3 protein-coding genes and 1 pseudogene are annotated in these 2,193 nt (G+C 72.5%); 1 reads left to right on the top strand and 3 read right to left on the bottom strand.

Annotated features, from left to right (window positions below; all coding sequences use genetic code 11):
- A pseudogene (locus ACKVMH_RS13330) lies at positions 1-590 on the top strand (hypothetical protein); the annotation flags it as partial.
- Between the two features lie 260 nt (positions 591-850).
- Here ACKVMH_RS13330 and ACKVMH_RS13325 read toward each other — a convergent pair.
- The 3 genes from ACKVMH_RS13325 to ACKVMH_RS13315 form a co-directional block, all read right to left on the bottom strand.
- On the bottom strand, positions 851-1,183 hold the full coding sequence (locus tag ACKVMH_RS13325; protein ID WP_412700640.1) for a GNAT family N-acetyltransferase: 333 nt from the start codon (positions 1,181-1,183) through the stop codon (positions 851-853).
- A 280-nt stretch (positions 1,184-1,463) separates the two neighbouring features.
- Complete coding sequence (locus tag ACKVMH_RS13320) at positions 1,464-2,036, bottom strand: superoxide dismutase family protein (protein WP_412700642.1); 573 nt, start codon at positions 2,034-2,036, stop codon at positions 1,464-1,466.
- Between the two features lie 68 nt (positions 2,037-2,104).
- The coding region (locus ACKVMH_RS13315) for a helix-turn-helix domain-containing protein (RefSeq protein WP_412700641.1) at positions 2,105-2,193 on the bottom strand (89 nt) is incomplete at its 5' end.

Below are 2,193 nucleotides of genomic sequence, written 5' to 3'. Positions count from 1 at the left end.
ACGAGCGCCTGCCCGGCGCGCTGGCGCCGTCGCCCGACTACGCCGGCGGGCCGCTGCGGCTGATGCCGTTCGTGCTCGGCGGACCGGCCGACGTGGTGTCGGTCGTCGGCGACGCGTTCGAACGCGACCTCATCGAGCGTGGCATGGCCGGCGCCGACACCGCGCTGGCCGCGCAGGAGGCCTTCGGCCTGCAGGTCGAACATGCCCGCTACCTCACCGTGCACGACCTCGCCGCGATGACCGCGATGCAGTACGAGCACGCCGGCCTGGCCGCGTTGTGGCCGCTGCTGGAAACCGCGCTGCTGCAACCCGAAGGCGAGGCATGGCTCGACCAGCTCCCCGAGCCGCTGATCCACTACACCGAGGGCGAAGCGCGCATCGCGCTGTTCTCGCCCAACGCCTGGCAGCAGCGCTACGCCGCCGAGGTACAGGGCGAGGCCGACGACGCCACCCGCGGCCGCCTGCAGCGCCGCCACCAGTTGTTCGAGGCACGCCAGCGACAGATTGCCGCGGTGCTCGGCGCGCACGGCGTACCGGTCAATTTCGTGCACTGCGAGCGCGACGCGGACTGCCGCAACGCCCTGAGCTGAGGCAGCTGTGCCGCTTCGGCGCTTCGGCGCTTCGGCGCTCGGCGCTTCCGCGCATCCCGGTAGGAGCGACGTAAGTCGCGACCGCGGCTGAAACGATCGAAGCCGCGGGTCGCTCGGCCGGAACGTGGCAACCAGCAATCAGCAACCCTGATCAGACCGCTGACCGCTGACCGCTGACCGCTGACCGCTGACCGGTAACCGGTAACCGGTAACCGCTTCGCGACTTACGTCGCTCCTACGCGTCGCTCCTACGCGTCGCCCTACGGGGCGGCGGGCTGGCGGTCCACGGCGTGCTCGAGGATCCGGTAGCCGGCATCGACCATCCCGAGCGTGCGATAGGTCGCCTGCGCCGCCGCGTTGTCGCGCTCGACGTACAGCCGCAGCCCGACCACGCCGTCGGTCGCCTGCGCCTGCGCCGCGACATGCCGGTAAAGCGCCGCGAACACGCCGCGGCGACGGTGTGCTGGCTCGACATAGACGCTCTGGATCCACCACCACTCGCCGTTGCGCCAGTCGCTCCATTCGCGCGTCAGCATGAGCGTGCCGACCGGCAACGCGAGGGTCTCGCGGCCGGCGGCGAGCGCTTCATCCATCGCGACGAAATAGCGCGCNGCGTGCCGACCGGCAACGCGAGGGTCTCGCGGCCGGCGGCGAGCGCTTCATCCATCGCGACGAAATAGCGCGCCCGGGCCGGGTCGGCGATCCCGGCGGCGACCCCGGCCAGCACGGTGGCCGGATCGAGCCGTTTGTGCTCTGTCTCCAACGCCATGGCCGACGCCCAGCGCGCCAGCAGCGCGGCGTCGTCGGCGGTGGCCTCGCGGATCCGGCAGGTCATCGCGTCAACGGAACCGGGGCATGACGATCGCGGCCGGATCAGCCGCCGCGGATCACGCCGCAGGCCACGCGCGCGCCGGCGTTTCCGGAGGGCTGGCTGGTGTAGTCGTCCGCGGCCGCGTGCACGACCACCGCGCGGCCGACGCCGTCGTTGGCCGCGCCACCGCCGAGCACCACGCCCTGCGCGTGCACGTCGACCTTGGCCACACCCTCGGCATTGGCGACGATGTTGTTCATGTCGCCGGCGTGGTGGGTCGGGGTGCCGACCTTGCCGTGCGGCTCGCCGGTGGGGTTGAAGTGGCCGCCGGCGCTGCTCGCGTCGGCCGCGCTGCAATCACCCTTCTCGTGGATGTGGATCGCGTGGGTGCTGCCGGGGGTCAGGCCGCCGACCTCGCCGGTCAGGTGGACGCCGTCGGCCATCGGCATCAGCCGCAGCGTGCCGCTGACCAGGCTGCCGGACGCGGCGGCGAGGTTCACCGAAGCCGACGACAGGGTCGACGTGGTGGCCAGCTCCATCGAGCTGGAGGCGATCACTTCCGGCTGCGGCGAGGTCGCGCAGGCGGCGAGGGCGAGTGCGCTGGCGCCGGCGAACAGGGCGGTCTTCATGGGGATCTCCTTGGAGGCGGAAGGTGAGGGCAGGGACCGTAGCCGAGCCCGGGTTCAGCGGGGGTGAACCGGGCTCAGGCCCGCGGCTTGAGCTTGCGGGTGAGCGTGTTGCGACCGACGCCGAGCCGGGCCGCCGCCTCGGCGCGGCGCCCGCCGGTATGCG

Source organism: Lysobacter zhanggongensis (assembly GCF_046638635.1).
In the GTDB taxonomy this organism is placed as follows: Bacteria; Pseudomonadota; Gammaproteobacteria; order Xanthomonadales; family Xanthomonadaceae; genus Novilysobacter; species Novilysobacter luteus.
Note: the sequence above shows the minus strand (reverse complement) of the source record. Positions and strands in the feature narration are given on the sequence as shown.